A 20,512-nucleotide genomic window follows, 5' to 3' on the forward strand; every position below is an offset into this window, starting at 1 on the left:
TCATACCGGTGCTTTGCAAATGGGAATATCCTGCTTCTTATCATTCTTGGTTGCAGATTGGACGATGGTGATCGCCAGACTGGCAAGATTTGCAGAGGGCATAGGCTCTAAATCACTGTATATTTTGTCGATTATTCCGCAATCCTTGGGTTTGATCTCCTCTCCAATAAGCTGTCCGAACATTGCATCGGCGATGGGGCGAAGCAGAGAGTCATCCATATCTGCTGGAATCTTGTCTCCAGCGATCACGGCTACGGCACCCTTTGCCAAGGGCCATGCACTTTCCGATGCAGCCACATATTTGGCTAGCTGTTCCGAGTTTTTTGCTAGTAAAGGGGCAGTGGCGGGTAGGGTTCCGGTACATTTGCTGCGACTGGCCTTTACCGCTGCGGGCAGTATGTAGGTAACCAGTGCTTCGGCTTGCGCTACGCTCAGGCACTGTTTGACTTCGGTGGCTTGCACTGTCGCTGCATGTGCCAAGCCGAAAATTGCCAAGCCAACTGTCATCTTCTTGTTCATCAACTTTCCTCCATTGAAATTGTAGCGATTGCCTGGGCGGCAATTCCTTCTCTGCGACCGGCAAAGCCCAAACCTTCAGTTGTTGTGGCCTTAAGGCTTACTTGGTCCATCGCAAGCGACAGCATTTTTGCGATATTTCGCCTGATGTCCTCTCGATACGGTTTGATCTTTGGCGCTTCGCAGATGATCGTCATATCGACATTATGAATGACGCCACCTTTCTGGGAGATGAGCGAAGCGGCATGTTCGACAAAAAGCGACGAGGCTGCACCGCGCCATTGTGGGGCCGATGGCGGGAAATGATCTCCGATGTCGCCAGCGGCAATTGTTCCGAGCAAGGCATCAGTCAAAGCATGCAAGAGAACATCTGCATCACTGTGCCCGGCAAGCCCTTTATCATGCTTTATCGCTACACCGCCCAGCCAAAGCTCTTCATCGGCGGCCAACCGATGCACATCATAGCCCATACCCGTGCGTATCTGGCGCATGTCCGAACTTCCTTTTTCCTTGAAATCACCGGGCAGCGTGTATTTTTTTAAGGCTTCATCGCCTTCAATCGTCACTACCGCGTGTCCGGCTGCTCTGAAAACCTGTGCATCATCGCTTGCATTCCGGTCACTTGCAAAGTCGGCATGGGCGGCCATAAGTTTCTTAAAGTCAAAGGCCTGAGGGGTCTGCACCCGCCAAAGACTGTTCCTGTCTACGGTTGGCCCCAGCTGCTCATTGTTCAACCGAACCATAGTGTCGACACAGGGCAAAACCGGGACTGCCGCCGATTCCGTCTCCAAACGGGTCAGCAAGCGGTTAATCACCATATGCGAAATGAAGGGCCGTGCAGCATCGTGGACAAGAATATTGGTAGTACCACCGTGACTTTCGATCGCTTGCAAGCCGTTGCTCACCGACTGTTGCCGCGTTGCGCCGCCTATAACGAGTTTGTAGGCAGATAAAGGAGACAGCGCTTTGTTTGCTTCATCCTCTTGGCCCTCCGCGACCACGATCCAAATACGGTCTATGGCATCGTGGGATTGAAAACGCTCGACACTGTGGCGGATCATAGATTTGCCGCCAACGGGCTCGAATTGTTTGGGAATGTCTAATCCTGCACGCGAACCAATCCCGGCCGCGACGATCAAAACGTCAGTCTTTTTGCAAGGATAGCGGGTTTCAACCATGAACCGCGATCTACCCTTAGATTTGAGAGGAAGCAATTCTTGCCTCCAAATTGATTTATCGATAAGGGGTGCTTAAATTTTAGGCAGTATTTATGAAGCTCAAACCCATTTCCATCGGTGACATCGAAATCGAAAGCCCGGTCTTGTTGGCGCCGATGACCGGCGTCACTGATTTACCTTTCCGGAAACTGGTTCGCCGTTTCGGGTCTGGGCTCAACGTCACCGAAATGATCGCCAGCCAGGCAATGATCCGGGAAACCCGTCAATCTTTGCAAAAATGCGCTTGGGATCCGAGTGAGGAACCGGTGTCAATGCAGCTTGCGGGTTGTGATCCTGCCGTGATGGCCGACGCCGCTCGGCTCAACGAGGATCGTGGCGCACAGATAATCGATATCAACATGGGTTGCCCGGTGAAGAAGGTCGTCAATGGCGATGCGGGCTCGGCGCTTATGCGAGACCTTCCCTTGGCGGCCGCACTGATCAAGGCCACGGTAGAGGCAGTCAATGTACCGGTAACCGTGAAAATGCGCATGGGCTGGGACCACCAAAGTCTTAACGCCCCGGAACTGGCGCATATCGCGGAAGACTTGGGCGCGAAAATGATCGTGGTGCACGGTCGGACCCGCTGCCAAATGTACAGGGATAGCGCGGATTGGACTTTTGTCAGCAAAGTGAAGCAGGCCGTTGATCTGCCGGTAATCGTCAATGGGGATATTTGCACGATTGAAGACGGCAAGACAGCGCTAGAACAGAGTGGGGCTGACGGCGTAATGATCGGACGTGGGGCTTATGGCAAGCCATGGTTGCTGGGTCAGTTCATGCATTGGTTCAGGACGGGAGAAACGCTACCGGACCCGGATATTCAAGCACAATATGCGATCTTGGATGAGCATTATCGTGAGATGCTCAAATTATACGGCGAAGATATCGGAGTCAAAGTCGCGCGAAAGCACATCGGTTGGTATACAAAAGGTTTGCCGGGTTCGGCAGAGTTCCGGAATCAGGCCAACAAGGAAGCAGATCCGCACATAGTTCTAAAAATGCTCGAGGAATTCTACACTCCTTGGCTGAACAAAGCGGCGGCTTGATGAACGATCTGCCGTCGGGAGAGCATATTCTTGCCGGATTGAACCATGCTATCATGGTGGTGGATTCTGATCATATTGTCTCCCGCGTTAATCCCGCTGGCGAAGCTCTCTTCGGAACCAGCGCAAAACATTTGTTGGGCCGAAAAATTGATCATGTTCTTCAGTTTTCAGATCCAAGGCTCGATGCAGCACTTGTAGAGCAAGAAATAAGCCTGACCGCACGCGGTGTTATGGCATCGAGCGATGACCGAAAATTGGGTGTCGTTGATTTTGACATTCATCCACTCGCTTCGGATTCCACATGGAGATTGATCTCCTTGTCAATAATGCCGCAAGACGGCCCTATACTGGAAAATGAAAATAGCGATCCCTCCAGTCTGGCGATCCGGGCTCCAGACATACTCAGTCACGAGATTAAAAACCCGCTAGCCGCGATAAGGGGAGCGGCGCAATTGCTGGATCGAGAGCTCGATGAAACGCAAAAGCCCCTGACTCAGATGATTACGGCCGAGGTAGAGCGCGTGGTAAACTTGCTCAACCGGATGCAAACTTTATCATCCAATCAGCCGGCACAAACTCAGGCCGTCAATATACACACTTTGATAGATCGGGCGCGGCGGTCCATTGAAACTGCCACTGGTCAAGTAGTCAAAATACACGACAAGTTCGACCCATCCTTGCCCGATGCTCTGATTGATCCGGATGCCATGATGCAGGTTTTGACGAACCTGTTTGCCAACGCCGTCGATGCGACCAAGCATCTCGCTGAACCGGAAATCCAGATAGTAACACGTTATAGCTTCGGAGCCTCTTTGTCGGCTCAAGGTGAAACATCGGCCATTAGGCTGCCCATTCAGATCATGATATGCGATAACGGACCTGGTGTTCCCGCTGAGTTGGAACGAGAAATTTTCTCGGCTTTTGTGTCCACCAAAAAAGAAGGGCAGGGACTTGGGCTCGCCCTCGTGAAAAAGCTCATGCGCGACATGAATGGGCGCATTCGTTACGATCGTGAAACACTGGACGAAATGAGCCGTTTCACTCTCTTTCTACCGGTCGCCCAGAAAAACTGACGTCAGGATTTAATTATGGCCAAAGAAAAAATCATATTGGTTGAGGACGATTTGTCGGTCAGTCACGTCATCATTACGGCTCTGCGCGCCGAAGGTTATGAGGTTGAAAACTGCAAATCTATCACGGAGCGCGATGCGCTTATGGGCAGCAGTACATATGATTTGCTGCTTACCGATGTTGGGTTGGGCGAGGGGGATGGGATATCTTCTTTGGATAGTGTGAAAGCCACTCATCCCAACATACCTATCATCATAATTTCCGCGCAAAATACTCTCAACACAGCCGTTAGAGCCTCCGAGACGGGGGCGTTTGAATATCTGCCGAAGCCATTTGATCTTGATGAATTGGTGGAAGTCGTCGGGCAGGCGCTGAAGCCGAAGAATCTGGAGCCGATGGAACAGTCGATGGACGAAGAAAGTCTTCCGTTGGTTGGCCGGAGTCCGGCGATGCAGGAAGTGTATCGCATGATCGCACGGCTCTTGAAAAATGACTTATCAGTTCTCGTGCTTGGTGAATCAGGTACCGGTAAAGAACTGGTGGCAGAAGCGATTCATGGATTGGGTCACAGAAAATCCGGTCCGTTTATCGCGGTGAACATGGCCGCTATTCCATCGGAATTGATCGAAGCAGAATTGTTTGGACATGAGAAGGGTGCGTTTACGGGGGCTGTTGCCAATGCTTCTGGAAAATTTGAACAGGCACAAGGCGGTACGTTGTTTCTCGATGAGATTGGCGACATGCCAATGCACGCTCAAACCCGCCTTTTGCGAGCGCTGCAGTCGGGTGAAATCAATCGGGTTGGTGGGAAAGGGTTGGTAAAGCTGGATGTTCGTATCATTGCAGCGACCAACCATAATTTTCTTGAGCTTATCGAACAGGGCAAGTTCAGGGAAGACTTATACTATCGGATCAATGTTGTGCCGATTGAATTGCCTCCCCTCCGGGAGCGCTCCAGTGATGTGCCCGCCTTGGCGACGCATTTCCTTAAGCTCGCTATGACCGAGGGACTCCCTCACAAGCAAATTTCCCAAGAAGGTATGAACCTGCTTTGCCATCACTATTGGAGGGGAAACGTTAGAGAGCTTAAAAATGTTATTTACAGGCTGGTGGTAACGGGAAGAGAGGATACGCTTTCTGAAGATTCCATCCGTCAAATTCTCGCTTCAGAGCGCGGTGAGGATCATGTTGAATCGGCAAATATTGAGTTTGAGGGCCATATCAAGTCGATCGTTCTGGGCTTGATGGCCGGTGCCGAGAAGGAAAACCTATATGCCCTCGCATTGGAGAAGTTTGAGAAACCTCTGCTCATTGAGATGATGCACCATGCGCATGGCAACCAGATTAAAGCTGCCAAAATTCTTGGAATAAATAGAAACACGCTACGTAAGAAGCTAAACGAATATCAAATAGATCCATCCGGTTCCAAATAACGGGACACGATGAGTTGACGGTCTAATTCGCTGAACCGTGATATTTTTGCAATATAAGTGCTTTTCCTGCAACGAATCTGTTGTATTGAAAGCACAATGACGGTGTCCAACCACGATCCAGAACAACGCGTTCCCAATTGGCTTCGGCGGCTGTCCCTGATGGCAGGACAAGAAGCCGTGATGAAACGGGTGGAATGGATCGTATTGCTCCTGTTCGGTGCGATCATGATCGGCACCTATTTCCTGTTAAACACACAATCTGATCAAACAGACTTTATCTCTCCTCCTTTAACAGCTGCTTTGTTGGTGGGAAATCTGATCCCAGCAATGACGCTATTGGTTCTTTTTGGTCGGAGGATCGCACAAGAGCGGGCTGCGAAATCTTCAATCGGCAGCAAAGGTCGGCTGCATGTTAGACTTGTTGCCTTATTCTCATTGGTAGCCAGTATCCCGATGCTGCTTGTGGTTATTTTTGCTTCTCTGCTTTTTCAATATGGCGTCGAGTTTTGGTTTTCGGATCGTGCGCGTGGAATGTTGGAAAATGCGAACGACCTGGCTCGTGGTTATTATGAACAAAATCAGCGCGAAGTCGGTGAAGAAACGATCACCATGGCGAATGATTTGCGAAACTATTTGCGGCAAGCCAATTTAGAAAGCCCAGAGTTTGCCGAAGGATATGTGTTTCAAGTTCTTTCAAGGAAATTGAATGAATCGGCAATTATTGAATATGGCGCCGATGGGGTTGCCAGGACGGCAGCGGCCGTTGATCCTGACGATGGAGATGAGCAGCCCAAAATAACCGAAGCCGTTCTGAAGCAATTGGAAGACGGAAAAAATTACGTGGTGACGGCTAGGCCCAGCAAGATTGAAGCTGTGACGGCACTAGATTTAAAATCGCGCATTTTTCTATATGCGGCCCGCGATTCCGACATGCTTGCATTGAGCCAATGGGAGAGGGCGCAATCGGTTCTTGCCGATTATGAAGAACTTTTTTCGCGATCAAGAAGCCTGCAGCTGCAATTTAATATAGCCTTGTTCGTCATTTCTTTGCTGATCGTCGGGCTGGTCTTGTGGATTGCGTTGCTCGTCGCGGATAGAATGGTGAAACCGGTCAGTGATCTGGTTCACGCCGCGAAACGTGTCACCGAAGGTGATCTTGCTACCCGTGTGCCTCCAACGTTTGAAAATGACGAAATTGGCACACTCGGCCGCGCCTTCAACCGCATGACCGAGCGATTGGAAACACAAACAACGGCCTTGATCACGGCCAATGATCAATTGGGCAATCGACGGGCCTTTATTGAGGCCGTGCTGGAGTCAGTTACCGCCGGAATTATCAGTTTGGATGAGAATGGAGATATTAAACTCGTCAATTCTCAGGCTCAGTCTTTGCTTTCAAAGTCGGCCAATGCGCTGCTCGATGTCGATATAAAAATTGCCGCCCCGCAATTTGCAGAGCTCATTAACGAGGGTGTTGAAGATAGCATCATAGAATTTTCTTCCGAGTCAGACATGCGTACGTTGGCGGTGAAAATCGTCGGTGGACCCACCGGCTATGTCATTACTTTTGAGGATATTACCCAGCAATTGCTCGATCAACGGCGGGCCGCTTGGTCTGATGTCGCCAGGCGAATTGCCCATGAAATCAAAAACCCTTTGACGCCCATCCAATTGGCGGCGGAACGCCTGCAACGCAGGTTTGGATCGCGCATGACCGACGATTCAACTGTGTTTGAAAATCTCACCAATACTATTGTTCGACAGGTTGGTGACTTGAGAAATATCGTCGATGAATTTTCTTCCTTTGCGAGAATGCCCAAACCGGTCTTCCGCGAAGAAAATCTGGATGATATTTTGAAGCAAGCGCTGTTTATGCAGGGTGTTGCATGGCCATCCGTTAATTTTAACTTTGTTTCAGATGATCAACCGATAGTGCTTGTCTGTGATCGCAGGCAATTGGGACAGGCGCTAACCAATATCATAAAGAATGGCGCAGAAGCCATTCAGCAAAAGGCGGAAGCTGGCGAAGATTTCAAAGTCGCAGACGGCGCTATTCAATTGACGGTCAAAATGGAAAATCAGATCGTCATCGTCGAATTGACAGACAATGGTATCGGCCTGCCGATCGAGCGAGATCGGATCGTTGAGCCTTACATGACGACCCGCGCAAGCGGCACTGGCTTGGGCTTGGCTATTGTGAAGAAGATCGTCGAAGAGCATTTTGGGGAAATGAAATTCAGCGATGCAACGGGTGGAGGCACCAAAGTGACTATCCGCTTCAGTCCATCGAAATTGGCTAAACTATCTCATGGACCAGAAGATGTCCTTGAGGAGGCAAGTGCGGGTTCTGAAGCAGTTTCTGCGCAAATTACAAAGATCGATAAATGATGAATAGAGGCTCAACATGGCGTTAGATATTTTGGTTGTCGACGACGAACCGGATATTCGTGATCTAATATCAGGCGTCTTGGAAGACGAAGGCTACAGCACGCGGGTCGCTGCTGATAGCGATGCGGCGCTGGCCGCTGTCAACGAGCGACGCCCATCGCTGGTCTTGCTGGATGTTTGGCTTCGCGGCTCTCGACTGGATGGCTTGGAGTTGTTGACCGAATTGAAACAGCTTGATGCAAAGATGCCGATCATTGTGATCTCTGGTCATGGCAATATCGACACGGCCGTTGCCGCTATATCGCAAGGTGCTGTCGATTTTATAGAGAAGCCTTTTGAGGCGGAGCATCTGCTCCATCTTGTCGCCAGGGCAACCGAAACGGAACAATTGCGTCGTGAAAACGAGATCCTCAAAGCGCGGGTTGGATATGCTGACGAACTTACTGGCAATTCCGCGGCGGTAAACAATGTGCGCGCCACACTGAAGCGAGTTGCCGGCACAGGCAGTCGCTTACTCATTTCTGGCCCCGCTGGGGTTGGAAAGGAAGTTGCTGCGCGATTGATGCACAATTGGAGCTCCCGTTCTGATGCGGCCTTCGTGACTATTAGCGCAGCGCGGCTTTCACCAGAAAGCGTAGAAGAGGAGCTGTTCGGCACCGAGCTCAACGGAAAAGTCGAAAAAACCGGACTGATGGAGGAGGCGCATGGAGGCACCTTGTTTATCGATGAAGTTGCGGACATGCCGCTGGATACACAGGGTAAAATATTAAGAGTCCTGACCGAGCAGAGCTTTAATAGACTTGGTGGTTCTCAAAAGGTCAATGTTGATGTGCGTGTGGTCTCGGCCACATCGCGTGACCTGGAAGTTGAAATACGCGAGAAAAGGTTTCGAGAAGATCTTTTTTACCGGCTAAATGTAGTCCCGGTAATCTTGCCACCTCTGAATCAGCGGCGTGAAGATATTCCGGTACTTGTTGATCACTATGCGGCTCGTTTCTCTGCCGAACAGCGATTGCTTCCTCCAGAGATATCCGATGAAGCAATGGCTGCTCTCCAGGCTTGTGATTGGCCGGGTAATGTTCGACAGTTACGCAATGTCATCGAACGTACGATCATCTTGGCGCCCAAAGACAAGTTTACGAAAATCGAAGTAGAAATGTTGCCACCGGAGATTTTGGGCAATGATGACGATCTGGATCAGGGCGTGGCTTCCTTGATGGGGTCACCGCTTAGAGAAGCCAGAGAGAGCTTTGAGCGCGAATATTTGAAAGTTCAAATCCGCAGATTTTCGGGAAATATCTCCAAAACAGCCAACTTTATTGGTATGGAGCGATCTGCGCTGCATCGTAAGCTGAAGATATTGGGTCTAGCGTCCCGCAAGAAAACGGACGCTGAAGATCAAGGCTAGTTAAGCAGTTGTCGTCAAGGAATGAATGCCATATATGAGGGGAGGCGGTCCCCATAAAGTTCAAAACCGCCGCAGAAATTATAAAATGCTATCAAAAAGATGGCCAATAACTGGAGTCAAAAATGACCGATAAATCAAATAATTTACAGGACTTGTTCCTGAACTCCCTCCGGAAATCTAAAACACCCGTAACCATGTTTCTGGTGAAAGGGGTCAAGCTTCAAGGTATTGTAACGTGGTTTGACAATTTCTCAGTGCTGCTTCGTCGTGATGGCCAATCCCAATTGGTCTACAAACATGCAATTTCAACAATCATGCCATCGGAAGCTCTGGACACTCAGCCATTCACCGATCTGATGGAGAATGCGAAGTCTAGGGCAGGGGTATTGCAAGAGGTGTTTCTTGCGGCCGTACGGGACAGCAATGACCCGGTGACTATGTTTTTGGTCAACGGGGTCATGCTGCAGGGCGCGGTTTCAGCCTTTGATCTATTTTGCATTTTGCTGGAGCGGGAAGGTCTGTCGCAGTTGGTCTACAAACATGCAATTTCAACGGTACAGCCCGGTGGTCCGTTAAATCTCGCAGATTATAACCAATCCGATGATGATGCGCATTGATACCTTTTGAGAAGGAAAGTCTCGATAGTAAGAGCCGTCGGGCCCTTATTGTACATCCTGACATGGTGTCGCTGAGCCAATCGGCATTGGAGCATCGTCTTAATGAGGCTGTTGGGCTTGGACTGGCCATTGGTTTGGTCGCGACGGATTCCCACTATTTTTCTGTGCGGATGCCAAAGCCCGCGACATTGTTTGGATCAGGACAAGTCGATCAAATCCGCGTCATGATGACAGAGCAGGAAGCCTCCATATTGATTGTGGATGGCAGTCTAAGTGCAATCCAGCAGCGTAATTTGGAGGAGAAGCTCGACGTAAAAGTCATCGACCGCACCGGCCTGATACTTGAAATTTTCGGTGCGAGAGCGGCTACGGCCGAGGGTAGATTACAGGTTGAATTGGCCCATTTGGATTATCAGGCAGGTCGGCTCGTGCGCAGTTGGACCCACCTTGAACGGCAGCGCGGTGGTTTTGGGTTCCTGGGTGGACCAGGCGAGACTCAAATTGAGTCTGATCGGCGAATGATTCGGGATCGCATGGCTAAATTGCGGAAAGATCTCAATCATTTGCGTAAAACGCGTGCCCTTCACCGAGACCGGCGACAGCGTGCTCCTTGGCCCGTTATCGCTCTGGTGGGCTATACAAACGCTGGTAAATCGACATTGTTCAACCGAATGACCGGAGCGGATGTCTTTGCCGAGAATTTGCTTTTTGCAACTCTAGATCCAACTATGCGGGAATTCTCATTGCCGGGATATGACAAGGCAATATTGTCGGACACCGTTGGTTTCGTGTCTGATCTTCCGACGCAATTGGTCGCAGCCTTTAGGGCTACGCTTGAAGAGGTGAGTGCGGCTGATGTCGTTGTCCACGTTCGCGATATCTCGCACGAGGCAAGTGATGCTCAGGCTCATGATGTTAGGCAGATATTGGCTGATCTTGGAGTGTCCGCGGAAACAGGAGAGGGGCCTCCCATCTTGGAAGCGTGGAACAAAATCGACAAAATCTCGAAAGATGATCATCAATTTGAGCGTATTTCGTCACCATTGCCAGACAATGTCTGCACTATCTCGGCTGAAACAGGGACGGGTGTCCAAGAGCTGATCGAAATGATCGCAACAATCTTGTCAGACGGCTATATATCGGAACAGGTCACCGTTGCTGTTTCCGATGGCAAGCGTGTGGCCTGGTTACATGAGAATGGCAGGGTGCTGAGCAGTGAACAGGATTCTGATAACCTCCTCCTAGCGGTAGAAATGTCACCACGAAACTGGGGACGATATTATGCATTGCATTAAATTGTCAGGATTTCCTAAGTTTTGCTTTCGCTTTCTGCCATTCCAACTCTAGTTCTTCTAGACTCATATCTTCCATGTCTCTGGTCAAACCTGACTCTACTTCATTGAATCGACAGGTAAATTTCTCAGTAGCATCCACCAGTGCGCGTTCGGCATCGACTTTATAGTGTCGGGCAAGGTTAACCGCTGAGAAGAGCAAGTCTCCGATTTCTTCATGAACTTGCTCCGCTGTTTTTGCGGATTCTACTTCTTCAAGTTCTTCCAGTAATTTGGCTTTAACCGGCGCGATGTCTGGCCAATCAAATCCAACCCGCGCCGCACGCTTTTGTATTTTTTGCGCTCTTAATAGAGCGGGTAGCGCAAGCGCCACACCATCGAGAGAACTTGATTGTCCGGATTTTTCGCGTTCAACTGCTTTTATCTGCTCCCAACCTGGGTTTTCGTCAATGTCTCCAAAAATATGAGGATGACGGCGGGTCATTTTGTTGCAGATCGAGTCCACAACGTCTTTGAATTCGAACTGATTGGCATCGGTGGCAATCTGGCTGTGGAATACAACTTGGAGCAAAAGGTCTCCAAGCTCATCCTTAAGCGCGTCCATATCATCGCGGCTGATTGCGTCCGCAACTTCATAGGCTTCCTCAATAGTATATGGTGCGATCGTTTTGAAAGTTTGGACTTTGTCCCAATCGCAACCGTCAGAGGGATCGCGGAGACGGCGCATGATTTCGAGTAGGGGGTCAATCAATTGGATGTCCTATTCTCTATATCATTTAGATTGATAATATATATTATGTTAAATAATTTACTATTCCATTGAAGAAATATTTGGTGGCTCGAGAACCATTTCTGTCCCTTCAACCCGCCAACTTTTAAGTTTTGACAAAAAATTCATTCCAATAACGTTAGAATCTCCAAACTCTTCTGCCACAACAACCGGTAGATCCCGGATCATCATCGGTCCGACACTTAACAATTGAATGGTACCGCGTTGCGCTTCCACCGAACCATTGGCTGTTGTCAAAACAATCGGAAACGGACTCTTACTAATGTCAATGCCGGCACTTTGAGCTGTCTTCATTGTCATCGCAGTCGTTGTCGCTCCGCTATCAATCAAGAACCTGACTGGAACTTTGTTCACTTTGGCATCAACCCAGAAATGTCCGTCTCTTGACTGCTGAACACGCAACAAATTTCCTAAAACTTGCTGCTCGTTTGCACCGGTAACCTCTCCAGAGACTTTGTTCCAAATCGCGATAACCTCGGTGCGATAAGAAAAGCCAACGATGAAAATGGCAAAGATGGCTACCCAGGCCAAGATTGTGCGAACAATTTCGCCAAAACCTATTCTTCTGGAAAAAAGCGCGCTTGCAACCAGCACGAGTGCACCGATAGCGAAGACTAGATTGATATTCTGATTTTCCGTCATCGATCAAACTTCTCTTACACAACCATCATAAGCGGGTTCCACATCATCCGGTAATATGGCGACGAGACGATTATAGTCCATAGATTTATCCATATGCGTGAGCAGGCTGTGATCGGGTTGTGCCTCGTCTATTAACGCCAACGTCATATCTAGGTGGGCATGTGTCGGATGTGGCTTGTCACGTAAGGCATCGACAACCAGCAGATTACAACCTTGATACAAGCTCTGCATATCCGCCGTGACTTCTCCAAAATCCGTTGCATAGCACACAGATTTATCGCCATATTCGAAGCGAAAGCCTGCAGATGTTATGCGGCCGTGAGGTTGGTCGACATACCGGACGTCTATATCACCTATTTGAACATTCTCTTCGAGTGCAATGGCCTCGCAGATGGGAGGATAATATTTATGTCCTTCAAACGCATAAGCAAACCGGCTTTCCAGGCTTCCGATAGTGAACGGCCGCGCGTAGCTTGGTATGGGCTTTTGCAACTTTTGAAAAACAGAACGCAAATCATCAATGCCGTGACAATGATCCGCATGATCATGGGTCCACAAGACAGCATCGATTTGATCAATATCATTGTCGAGAAACTGGCTCCGCAAGTCTGGAGATGTATCCACCAATATCCGGGTGGTTGGACTCTCCACCAGGATAGAAACTCTGCTCCTCCGGTTTTTTGGTTCTTCAGGGTCGCAATCACCCCAATCATTGCCGATACGAGGAACGCCCGTTGAAGTGCCGCAGCCCAATATTGTAAGTTTCAAAGCCACATTCAGGGCCGCGCCTTGGAAAACAGACGATAGAAATTCAAAGCTGTGGTTTCGCAAAGTTGTTCATATTCTTCACCGCGCAATTCTGCGAGAAACCGCGCGGTATCCGCAACAAAGGCCGGCTCCCCGGTTTTTCCGCGATGCGGAACAGGTGCAAGGAAAGGAGAATCAGTTTCAACCAATAGTCGATCTAAGGGTAATTTCTGGGCAGTTTCCTGCAGATCTTTGGCATTTTTGAAAGTTACAATGCCGGAAATCGAAATATAGAGACCGAGCGCCAGTGCCTTTTGAGCGAAATCCTCACTGGCCGTAAAACAGTGAATCACTCCGGTGTAAGAGCCCTGCTCCATTTCCTCGGCCATTAATTCCGCTGTGTCGGTTTCGGCATCACGGGTATGGACAATGATCGGCAACCCGGTTTCGCGCGCCGCATGAATATGGGTACGAAAACTCTGCCGTTGGCGGTCCCGATCGCTATGATCGTAATAATAGTCGAGTCCGGTTTCACCTATTGCGACGACGCGCGGATGGGCTGCTTCTTTAACCAGTTTAGCAAGGTCTACATCAGGATGCGCATCCGCTTCATGAGGATGAATTCCGATGCTGGCCCAGACGTCGGTCTCCTGTTCGGCCGTCTGTACGATATCACGCCATTCACTCTCCCGCGTGGAGATGTTGAGCATGGCGGTTACGCCGCTTTCTCGTGCTCGATCGAGCACAGCCCCCTGCTCTTCCACCAAGCCTTTATAGTTGAGATGGCAATGACTATCGATCAGCATTTAAGATTCCGCCTCTGCTTCGTTTTCCAGCATTTCAAGACGCGGAAAAACGCCTTTTGGGGTCGGCAAAGCTATGCCGGATTCTATGGGCGTGGAAAGATGCTGAAATTCTCTTGCGTGCGCAGGTTGGGCAAGCATATCCAGCATTTTGTCGCAGCTTTCGGGTATCGCCCAGCGCAACATGATGGCCAGTCTTCTGATCGCTTCTGCCGTATAATAGAGCACAGTATCTGCTCTGCCAGGATCCGTTTTTCTAAGCGCCCATGGGGCCTGATCGGCGAAATATGTGTTGGTGGCGCTTAACCGTTCCCGGATAGTATCAATTGCGCTATCAATCTTGAACAAGCCGCCCGTAAGCGCTGCTTCAATATCCTCGAAACAAACATCCAATTCGTTGATAAGCTGAAGTTCCGCTTCGGCCGCCTCACCGGCAGCCGGTATCTGGCCATCACAATTTTTGGCAATCATCGACAAGCTGCGCTGCGCCAGATTTCCAAAATTATTGGCAAGGTCTGAATTGGTCTTCGTAACAATGGCATTGGCCGAATAGGTCCCGTCCTTACCGAAGACCACGTCAGACAGAAGGAAGTAGCGCAGTTGATCGACGCCAAAGCGATCAGCCAATTCCATCGGATCGACGACATTGCCAACCGATTTGGACATTTTCTCGCCCCGATTGAGCAGGAAGCCATGGCCGAATATCTGCTTTGGCAACGGGATGCCCGCGCTCATCAAAAACGCCGGCCAATACACCGCATGAAAACGGACAATATCTTTACCGATCAGGTGCAAGTCCGCCGGCCAATATTTGTCAAACATGCCACCTGTGTCAGGATAGCCTACGCCAGTCATATAGGTTGTTAGCGCATCGACCCAGACATACATCACGTGACCAGGTGAGCCCGGGACGGGGACACCCCAATCAAAACTGGTTCTCGAAACGCTCAAATCCCTCAGTCCACCTTCTACAAATCGCATGACTTCGTTACGACGGCTTTCGGGTTGTATAAATTCGGGATGTTCGTTGTACAAATTGAGCAGCTTGTCCTGATATTTGGACAGCTTGAAAAACCATGTTTCCTCGGCAGTCCATTCAACAGGCGTACCTTGGGGAGAGAGTTTTTCATCCCCCTCGCCTGTTTCCAGTTCATCTTCCGCATAGAAAGCTTCGTCGCGAACCGAGTACCAGCCTTCATAGCGATCCAGGTAGAGGTCACCATTGGCTTCCATGGCTTTCCACAAGGCCTTGCTAGCTTCATGATGGGCAGGTTCACTGGTCCGACGGAATCCGTCGTGGCTTATATTAAGATTTTCGCACATCTCTATGAAATATGAAGACATTTCATCAGCGAGCTGTAGCGTCTCTATACCCGCATCTCGCGCAGTTTGGACCATTTTCAGGCCATGTTCGTCAGTCCCGGTGATCAAACGGACATCGCGGCCATTAAGCCGATGGAATCGTGCAATGGCATCTGCGGCGATCGCCTCATAGGCATGGCCTATGTGCGGACGACCATTGGGATAGCTGATTGCAGTGGTAATATAGAAGGGTTCAGACATAACCATCTCTCTTGATGGATTGGCGCCGCTTGTAAACAGCCAAAATCTCTATTTCCCTTGGCCAGTCATATTAAGGTCGCCCATCAAGCTACCCAACCTGAATATTACAGCCTGATTGTCCAAAGCTTTGGGCAGTGCCGCAGTCGCCAATTCACTGGCTTCCTTCCATTTTTCAATGGCTACGATCGAGCAGGCCACGCGAGAACTTCTGATATGTTCAGCCATTAGGCTTGGCGCCCGTTCCAGAAAAGCGCGATAGCGCGGCGTGGCCGCTTTCAATGCCAATTTCCGCGACAAGTCGCTTTTTAAACTATTGTCCCGGTCACCTGTTTTAATAATTTCGCGTGCAATAGCTTCCAACTCAGCCAAGCCCACTTCGATATATTGAAGGGCCCGACCCGGCGAGCCTTCTCCCGCGAGAATGAGGGTAGCGAGTTCCGCATCGCTCAAATTCGGTGCAGCATTTTTCAGCACAATGCGCATCTCATCAGCGGACAACGGATCAAATCGTAACATTTGACATCGCGAGCGGATAGTCGGCAACAGCCGATCCGGCATATGGCTCACTAGGAAAAATATCGTGTTTTGCGGTGGTTCTTCAAGATTCTTCAAAATGGCGTTGGCGCCGGCTCGTTCCAGATCATCCGCAGCATCAATTACCACAACCCGATAGTCCGAAATCGAGGCCTGGTTTTGGAACAGCGGTTGCAAGGCACGAACTTGATCGACTTTGATAGCGCGGGCCAATTCATGTTCATCCAAGGAATCAAGACCATTGTCCCGAGCCTTCTTCACTTCTTTATCACCCTTGCCGCCACGCCGAAGCAATCTGAAGTCTGGATGAGAACCAGCGGCAAGCAGGTGTCCGGCCTCATCATCCTGAACGCTAGTGAAAGTTGAAGGTTGATTGCGTGAATTGAGAAGAAAATGTGCCGCTTGTTGAGCAAACGCGCTTTTTCCTAGGCCTTTGTCTCCTGCCAATATCCAGGCATGGTGCAGCTTGTCCTTGGCAAGGGACTGACAGAATATCTGCTGAGGTTTTTTGTGACCAACATATTCGGTCATGACATCATTTCATCAAGTCTTGTAAGTTTTGCACCAACGCATCGGTTATTAAATTCGGAGCCTGGTCCCCTTGGATCAATCTGATACGATCAGGTTCTTCCTCCGCAAATTTGTGGAAATTTGCCATTACCGACCGATGATAGTCTCTGTTCCGTCGACCTATCCGATCACTGCCGCCGCGGTCTCTTGCTGCGGCCCGTTTAGCAGACACTTCCTCGGGTAGATCGAGTATGAACGTCCTGTCCGGCATCAGATCTCCGCTTCCTATGCGATGGAGATCAAGTATATCCTGGTCAACGAGTTCACCATTCACAATCTGGTACGCCCTGTTGCTGTCGATGAACCGATCGCTAATCACCCAATCGCCGCGCTCTAACGCGGGGCGGATCAATTTTGCGCAATGTTCAGCGCGTGATGCTGCAAACAACAGCGCTTCTGTGCGGGTATTCCATTTTTCTTCCGTACCGCTCAAAAGCAATTCGCGGATAATTTCTCCGCTCGAGGTTCCACCTGGTTCCCGCGTCAAAACCACAGAATAACCCTTTGCTTCCAAAGCAGAAGCAAGCGCTTTAGCCTGAGTGGACTTGCCAGCGCCCTCCCCGCCTTCAAGGCTAATAAAACGACCCTTGTCCGAGCTCATCTCTACAATATTCCCAGCAGTGATTTAAAGCCCGCCCAGGCACGATCAAGAAAACCTGCGGCGCCGATTTCTTCGCCAGCGACGAGGGGAATTGATTGTTGTCCCGCGTCGGCTGTGGTGACGATCAAAGTTGCGATCTTCTGTCCTTTTGCGATCGGAGCTTTGATTGGACCATTATAACTGACTTTCATGGTCAATTTGCCATCAGAGCCTTTGGGAATGCTTGCAAAAAGATCTTTGGCCGCGACGAGGCTGACAGTGGAGCTGTCGCCCAATTGCACTTCTGCATTCTGTACCTTCGTGCCTTTGTCGAACAGCTTTTTCGGTTCCCATGCATTGAAACCCCAGTTCATGAATTTCACGGATTCTTCAATGCGGCCGCCATAGCTATTGAGACCGGCCAGTACAGATACCAAGCGCCGCCCTTTTTGCACCGCTGAACCGGTAAAGCCAAAACCAGCTTCTTCGGTATGACCTGTTTTCATCCCGTCAGATCCGTCCACTTTCCCGATCAGCGGATTTCGATTGGGTTGTTTGATGCCATTCCATTCAAACTCATCTTGACCGTAAAATTCTTCATATAATTCGGGAAAATTATTCACCGTTGATGAGCCTAGTTTTGCCAGATCCCTAGCCGTTACCATTGTCCGGCCTTCATCGGGCCATCCGTTGCTATTTCCGAACTGGCTATCTGACATTCCGAGTGCCTTGGCGCTTTTGTTCATCAGACCAACAAAGGCTTCTTCACTTCCTGCTATGCCGTCAGCGAGCACTACGCACGCGTCATTTCCAGACAAGGTCACGATACCGTGTAGCAAATCGCCAACACTGACCTCGTCACCCAGTCCCAGGAACATTGTGGAACCTTGATTATTCCATCTATTCCAAGTTGCTTCGTTGACCCGGAACTTATCGTCAAGCTTGAGCTTACCATTCTTAATCAAATCAAACGCGACATAGACCGTCATCATCTTAGCCATAGATGCTGGCGGTATCTTTTTATCCGCATTTTTCTGATATAAGACCGCTCCCGAGGACAAGTCAGTCATATATGCTATCGGCGCCTCAGTCTCGAAACTGGGCGCCGCAAAAACCACGGAAGACAGGGCGATAAGGGGCAGCGGTGCCAGAAGGAATTTTTTCATTTAGGCTAGTATTTCCAATCAATATTTGGTCGTAAAAGAGCTATTTGTCTGCTCGCAAAATTCGGGCGCCGCTATAGCCTCGCTTCTGTGCTTGAGCCAGACCGGCTTGCGCATCTTTTTGACTTGCGTAAGGGCCATATCTTACCCGCCACACGGACCGACTTCCGTTGCCCATTACTTTGGCACCGATTTTTCTAGCAAGCGTATCTGCTCGTGACTTGCTTCCGAATGCAGCGACTTGCACAACATAAGATCCAGGCACGCCGCCGACATAATTGTTACCGACGCTATTCGTCACCGACGTCGGCCTTCCCGCGCCTTCGACTATAAAGCGACCGTTGCGTACTCCAGAACTCTGTGTGGTCTGAGAAGCCCGGGTCGTAGGAGTTTGGAAACTAGGAGCCGCGGCCCGTTTCACTTGTCCTGCTGGTCTGGGCAATTTTGCAAGATTTTTGCGGAGGATGGAAAGCAAAGAATCTGGTGTCGCTATGCGCTCTGTAGCAGGTGCCCCCGTCCTGAGCCGAGCACGCTCTTGCTCGTTGGGATTAACCTTGCGGACGCGAACACCAGCGATACCATTCTGATCAATCCCGAGTTGTTTGGCGGCGCCATGAGACAGGTCGATGATACGATCATTGGCGAAAGGTCCCCGATCATTGACCCGGACCAAAATTGTGCGCCCGGTATCCAGCGCTGTTACCTCGACATAAGATGGCAGGGGAAGCGTCTTGTGCGCTGCTGAAATCCCTTGAGGATTGAACCGCTCTCCGTTTGCTGTTTGGTTGCCCGCCAACTCTTCGCCGTACCAGCTCGCATAGCCCACTTCATCATAGCTTGGCACATCTTCAGGCGTATAGGTCTTTCCAGCAACTTTATAGGGCTCACCGATTTTCTGAGGATAATCAGAAACCGAAGCAACTCCGCTTGGTTGCACAGTCCCCGAAGGTGCCGGCATACCATCTGGAAATTGGCCAAAATCGCGTGATCCGCTGCATCCTGCCAAAGTCAAAACTGCGGTTGAAAATAATCCAAGCTTAACTGCGTATTTCATCTGCCAATAACCCCACTGCTAGCCCGTAAAAATTCGAACAATTATAATCCAGAATGACCCGATAATTTCCGGTCAGCAAATAGGCTCTTCTCCCGGCCCCATCAGGTTCCAGAAGTGTTGCCATTGTGTTTCCATCCAGTGTCTTGCCGGTTGCTGGTGCGACGCCAAGTGCGCGCCATTCGGTCATGCTTTTCCATTGGCTATGCCGGCCAAAAACGCGCGGGCAACGTGTGGGTACTATCTTGCTCGCCACCGCTGACCGATTGAGAGAAGAGGGAACGTTTACTGGAATGCCCCAAGGCTCCCCTCTCCGCCATCCCGAGTTTACGAAATAGTTCGCGATCGACGCAACAGCATCATATTCGCTATTCCAAATATCGGCATATCCATCGCCGCTACCGTCTTTTGCGAGACGTAAATATACGGAGGGAAGGAATTGAGGTTTGCCCATGGCCCCGGCCCAGCTACCCTTTAGAGCAGATTGTGGAACCCCCGAGTCAATCAGCTTTAACACGGCAAGCAATTCACCTTCGAACAAGGAACGGCGCCGGCCCTCATATGCCAATGTGGCAAGCGACCGGGGAATATCAAAATCGCCCATATAGGAACCGTAATTTGTTTCTTTGCCATAGATCGACATGATGATCGGTCCGGGCACGCCGGTTTCGCGCTCTACATCAATCAATTTGCTCATCAGGCGCTGGTAGGCACGCTTACCATTTTTGATGCGCTGTGCCGTGATGTGGCGCTTTTGATAAGGCGCAAAAGGAGGTATAGCGCTATTGGGACTTCCGCCAGGCTGTGATTGGTCCAACCGGATAACTTTCGGATTGTAGGAAAGTCCCGGAAGAACTCTGTCCAGCGTTTGGGCGCGGACACCTTCCTTCAGGGCCTTGCCCCTGACTTGCTGCATATAGGAGGCAAAGCTAGTGGCACTCTGTGCACTGGCAGATTGCATCGGGGTTGCGGTGCTGATGCTCGTAAGAGCAATGGCGCTGCAGGCGATGGCGGTCATTATACGCATGAAAACTTCCTTTTCGTGATCTCGTTGTCGCACAAAGCTGGTCTCAGGGGA

The 20,512-nt window shown here is 50.1% G+C and carries 19 protein-coding genes; 7 read left to right on the forward strand and 12 right to left on the reverse strand.

The window, feature by feature from the left end; genetic code table 11:
• On the reverse strand, positions 1-519 hold the full coding sequence (locus tag ABJV08_RS11215; protein WP_348039573.1) for a hypothetical protein: 519 nt from the start codon (positions 517-519) through the stop codon (positions 1-3).
• On the reverse strand, positions 519-1,694 hold the full coding sequence (locus tag ABJV08_RS11220) for a bifunctional 2-C-methyl-D-erythritol 4-phosphate cytidylyltransferase/2-C-methyl-D-erythritol 2,4-cyclodiphosphate synthase (RefSeq protein ID WP_348039574.1): 1,176 nt from the start codon (positions 1,692-1,694) through the stop codon (positions 519-521). Before ABJV08_RS11220 ends, ABJV08_RS11215 begins: the two co-directional genes overlap by 1 nt.
• A gap of 92 nt (positions 1,695-1,786) precedes the next feature.
• Between ABJV08_RS11220 and dusB the strand changes: the two genes are divergently transcribed.
• From dusB to hflX, 7 genes are all read left to right on the forward strand, one after another.
• Entirely contained in the window at positions 1,787-2,782 is a 996-nt protein-coding gene (gene dusB, locus ABJV08_RS11225) for a tRNA dihydrouridine synthase DusB (RefSeq protein ID WP_348039575.1), read from the forward strand.
• Positions 2,758-3,855, forward strand: a complete 1,098-nt coding sequence (locus ABJV08_RS11230) for an ATP-binding protein (RefSeq protein ID WP_348039576.1) — start codon at positions 2,758-2,760, stop codon at positions 3,853-3,855. The genes dusB and ABJV08_RS11230 overlap by 25 nt, the downstream gene beginning before the upstream one ends.
• A gap of 15 nt (positions 3,856-3,870) precedes the next feature.
• Positions 3,871-5,286 (forward strand): sigma 54-interacting transcriptional regulator, encoded by a 1,416-nt coding sequence (locus tag ABJV08_RS11235; protein WP_348039577.1) that lies wholly within the window; start codon positions 3,871-3,873, stop codon positions 5,284-5,286.
• 96 nt (positions 5,287-5,382) lie between these two features.
• Positions 5,383-7,674, forward strand: a complete 2,292-nt coding sequence (locus tag ABJV08_RS11240; protein ID WP_348039578.1) for an ATP-binding protein — start codon at positions 5,383-5,385, stop codon at positions 7,672-7,674.
• A gap of 16 nt (positions 7,675-7,690) precedes the next feature.
• Positions 7,691-9,082 (forward strand): sigma-54 dependent transcriptional regulator, encoded by a 1,392-nt coding sequence (locus ABJV08_RS11245; RefSeq protein ID WP_348039579.1) that lies wholly within the window; start codon positions 7,691-7,693, stop codon positions 9,080-9,082.
• Between the two features lie 122 nt (positions 9,083-9,204).
• Positions 9,205-9,699: an RNA chaperone Hfq gene (hfq, locus tag ABJV08_RS11250; protein WP_348039580.1), complete on the forward strand. Its 495-nt coding sequence runs from the start codon at positions 9,205-9,207 to the stop codon at positions 9,697-9,699.
• Positions 9,696-10,994 (forward strand): GTPase HflX, encoded by a 1,299-nt coding sequence (gene hflX, locus ABJV08_RS11255; protein ID WP_348039581.1) that lies wholly within the window; start codon positions 9,696-9,698, stop codon positions 10,992-10,994. Before hfq ends, hflX begins: the two co-directional genes overlap by 4 nt.
• Positions 10,995-10,998: 4 nt before the next feature.
• Here the strand turns inward: hflX and mazG are convergent, their stop codons facing one another.
• From mazG to ABJV08_RS11305, 10 genes are all read right to left on the reverse strand, one after another.
• Positions 10,999-11,742 (reverse strand): nucleoside triphosphate pyrophosphohydrolase, encoded by a 744-nt coding sequence (gene mazG, locus ABJV08_RS11260; protein ID WP_348039582.1) that lies wholly within the window; start codon positions 11,740-11,742, stop codon positions 10,999-11,001.
• Positions 11,743-11,802: 60 nt separating this feature from the next.
• On the reverse strand, positions 11,803-12,423 hold the full coding sequence (locus tag ABJV08_RS11265; protein ID WP_348039583.1) for a TIGR02281 family clan AA aspartic protease: 621 nt from the start codon (positions 12,421-12,423) through the stop codon (positions 11,803-11,805).
• Positions 12,424-12,426: 3 nt separating this feature from the next.
• A complete protein-coding gene (locus ABJV08_RS11270) occupies positions 12,427-13,197 on the reverse strand; it encodes an MBL fold metallo-hydrolase (RefSeq protein WP_348039584.1) in 771 nt (256 codons plus the stop codon).
• A gap of 2 nt (positions 13,198-13,199) precedes the next feature.
• On the reverse strand, positions 13,200-13,976 hold the full coding sequence (locus ABJV08_RS11275; protein WP_348039585.1) for a TatD family hydrolase: 777 nt from the start codon (positions 13,974-13,976) through the stop codon (positions 13,200-13,202).
• A complete protein-coding gene (metG, locus tag ABJV08_RS11280) occupies positions 13,977-15,536 on the reverse strand; it encodes a methionine--tRNA ligase (RefSeq protein WP_348039586.1) in 1,560 nt (519 codons plus the stop codon). It abuts the gene before it with no gap.
• A gap of 48 nt (positions 15,537-15,584) precedes the next feature.
• Positions 15,585-16,601 (reverse strand): DNA polymerase III subunit delta', encoded by a 1,017-nt coding sequence (locus tag ABJV08_RS11285; protein WP_348039587.1) that lies wholly within the window; start codon positions 16,599-16,601, stop codon positions 15,585-15,587.
• Positions 16,602-16,605: 4 nt separating this feature from the next.
• Entirely contained in the window at positions 16,606-17,241 is a 636-nt protein-coding gene (gene tmk, locus ABJV08_RS11290) for a dTMP kinase (RefSeq protein WP_348039588.1), read from the reverse strand.
• A 2-nt stretch (positions 17,242-17,243) separates the two neighbouring features.
• Positions 17,244-18,386, reverse strand: a complete 1,143-nt coding sequence (locus ABJV08_RS11295) for a D-alanyl-D-alanine carboxypeptidase family protein (RefSeq protein WP_348039589.1) — start codon at positions 18,384-18,386, stop codon at positions 17,244-17,246.
• A gap of 40 nt (positions 18,387-18,426) precedes the next feature.
• Positions 18,427-19,341 carry a septal ring lytic transglycosylase RlpA family protein gene (locus ABJV08_RS11300; protein WP_348039590.1) on the reverse strand — a complete coding sequence of 305 codons (915 nt, stop codon included), beginning with the start codon at positions 19,339-19,341 and terminating at the stop codon, positions 18,427-18,429.
• A gap of 79 nt (positions 19,342-19,420) precedes the next feature.
• Positions 19,421-20,395: a lytic murein transglycosylase gene (locus ABJV08_RS11305; RefSeq protein WP_348039601.1), complete on the reverse strand. Its 975-nt coding sequence runs from the start codon at positions 20,393-20,395 to the stop codon at positions 19,421-19,423.
• Positions 20,396-20,512: the final 117 nt, after the last annotated feature.

Origin of the sequence: Parasphingorhabdus sp., from assembly GCF_039982395.1 — a bacterium.
Lineage (GTDB): Bacteria > Pseudomonadota > Alphaproteobacteria > Sphingomonadales > Sphingomonadaceae > Parasphingorhabdus.